Below are 1,596 nucleotides of genomic sequence, written 5' to 3'. Positions count from 1 at the left end.
TGTTCGATCAAGCCATAGAGGAGTGCGTTGATGCCATTCGTCGGTCTGGATATTGGTTACAGCAATCTGAAGCTCGCCTGGGGTCAGGCGGGAGGGCGAGCGCGGCTGCAGGTGTTACCGGCCATGGCGGCCCCGAAGGCCATGGTGGCCGAAACACTGGGCGTGACGGCGAAGGGCGGCCGTTCAACACCTCCCGAGGAGGGGATTGAGGTGACCGTCAACGGCGAGTCCTGGATCGCCGGCATCCGCCCGAGCCGGGTCTCGGGCTGGCAGCGGGCACTGCATGCCGACTACCCCGCGAGCGACAGCGATCAGGCCCTCTGGTTGGCGGCCTTGGGCCAGATGCCCAGCTCGCGCATCGAGTGCCTGGTCACCGGCTTACCGGTCGCGCAGGCGATGGACCCCGCCCGCCGCGAGGCGCTGCGCCAACGGCTGCGCGGTCCGCATCAGACACCGCGTGGATGGGTCGAGGTCGCTGATGTCCGGATTCTGGCGCAGCCGATCGGCACCTTCATCGATGTGCTGATGCAGGCGGAGCCTGAGGTCTTGGATCGGATCAGCGAAGGGACGGTGTTGGTGCTCGATGTCGGCTTCTTCTCGGTCGACTGGGCGCTGCTGGTCGGCGGTGATCTGCGTCGGACCACCACCGGCACCAGTCTGGAGGCGATGAGCGTGCTGATCGAGCAGGCGGCAGGGCGGATCGCCACCGAACGCGGCGGCCAGCCGCCGGTGGCGGCGATCGAACGCGCGCTGGCTGAGGCTCGCGCCACGATGCTCGCGCGCGGTCAGCGCGTGACCCTCGCGCTCTACCTGGAGCAGGCCGCCGCCGAGCGGGTGCCGATCGCCTTGGAGGCCCTGCGCCAGGATCTGCGCCGTGAACACACCGAGGTCGATCTGATCCTGCTCACCGGTGGCGGGGCGCGCTGGTTTGCGCCGGCGCTCGGCGCGCTGTTCCCGGGCGTGCCATTGCAGCAGCCGGTGGACCCGGTCAGTGCCAATGCGCGTGGCTACTTCCACTATGCCAGACGCTGAGACGTTGCGGGTGCAGGTACGTTTGAGCGATCTCGAGCATCCGGAACTGCATGCCGCGCTCAACGCCCTGCCTGTGCGCTCGCGCGCAGAGCGCTTACGCCAACTCGCCTTGCTGGGATGGCGAGCCTTGGCGTCGGCATCGCACCCAACAGCGATGAGCGCTGGGGCAGAGACGGCGAGTGCCGCCGACACCAGCGCTGCGCCCGATCCGCGCCGTGCACAGCTGTTGGCGGCCTTGCGGCTGGATGACTAATTCATGCTTGCGCCGTATTGTCAATGATGCATCGCGCGCACGCGAGACAACGCCTGCTGATCGAAATGTCACCCCTGTGACAGTCGCGCGTCGTCGCGGCTGAAGCGCCGGCTGGTGGCGCCCTACGCTCGCGTCAGATCCACAGCCTGACGCAAAAGGAGCCGATGTATGCCGCTGATTCCCGACGATACCCTGGGGGTGATTCACCGCCTCAATCGTGCCTATCTGCATGCCGCCCGTGATGGACTCCGGGACGGCCAGGAGATGATGATCGAGGCGTTGTTTGGGCTGGATGCCAGCTTGAGAGACTG

At 67.0% G+C, this 1,596-nt stretch carries 2 protein-coding genes; both read left to right on the top strand.

All coding sequences use genetic code 11. The features are described from left to right. Window positions 1-30 precede the first annotated feature (30 nt). On the top strand, window positions 31-1,032 hold the full coding sequence (locus VBE63_RS28995; RefSeq protein WP_323686446.1) for a ParM/StbA family protein: 1,002 nt from the start codon (window positions 31-33) through the stop codon (window positions 1,030-1,032). Further along, window positions 1,019-1,285, top strand: a complete 267-nt coding sequence (locus tag VBE63_RS28990) for a hypothetical protein (protein WP_323686445.1) — start codon at window positions 1,019-1,021, stop codon at window positions 1,283-1,285. Before VBE63_RS28995 ends, VBE63_RS28990 begins: the two co-directional genes overlap by 14 nt. Window positions 1,286-1,596: the final 311 nt, after the last annotated feature.

The sequence above is a fragment of the Lamprobacter sp. genome, assembly GCF_034860625.1.
GTDB lineage: Bacteria > Pseudomonadota > Gammaproteobacteria > Chromatiales > Chromatiaceae > Lamprobacter.
The sequence above is the reverse complement of the archived record's forward strand: the minus strand, read 5'-3'. Positions and strand labels throughout refer to the sequence as shown.

Bases quoted from the DNA above. Each gene is read 5' to 3' on its own strand.
- VBE63_RS28995 (WP_323686446.1), top strand. From the start codon at position 31: ATGCCATTCGTCGGTCTGGATATTGGTTACAGCAATCTGAAGCTCGCC.
- VBE63_RS28990 (WP_323686445.1), top strand. From the start codon at position 1,019: ATGCCAGACGCTGAGACGTTGCGGGTGCAGGTACGTTTGAGCGATCTC.